Origin of the sequence: Brevundimonas sp. P7753, from assembly GCF_013386595.1 — a bacterium.
GTDB lineage: Bacteria > Pseudomonadota > Alphaproteobacteria > Caulobacterales > Caulobacteraceae > Brevundimonas > Brevundimonas bullata.
On the sequence record NZ_JACARP010000256.1, the window covers coordinates 1 to 385 of the forward strand.

Genomic DNA, 385 nt, shown 5'->3' on the forward strand with positions numbered 1-385 from the left:
GGGGAGGATCAGCGGGATAGCCCTTTTACGCCACCGCGCGTTCCAGCATCTGCTGCTGACCCCGGGCGTCCGTCGCGGCGCCGTCGAGTGAGAACTGCGCCATCATCCGGTCCAGCTCGCGGGCGTCCTGCGCCAGAGAATGGCTCGCGGCGGTCGATTCCTCGACCATCGCCGCGTTTTGTTGCGTCACCTGATCCATCTGGGCCACGGCGATATTGACCTGTTGCAGGCCGCTGGCCTGCTCCTGCGACGAGGCCGAGATTTCGCGGGCGATGGCGGTCAGGCGCGTAATCTGCTCGGCGATCCGTTCCAGCGCATGGCCGGTGTCGCCGACCAGGGCCACGCCCTCGCCGACCTGACGGCTGGAGGCCGAGATCAGGGTCTT

1 protein-coding gene is annotated in these 385 nt (G+C 67.5%); it reads right to left on the reverse strand.

Annotated features, from left to right (window positions below):
• Nucleotides 1-25 precede the first annotated feature (25 nt).
• Nucleotides 26-385 (reverse strand): methyl-accepting chemotaxis protein (locus HX774_RS20245; protein WP_255500567.1); only part of this gene is annotated, 360 nt, incomplete at its 5' end.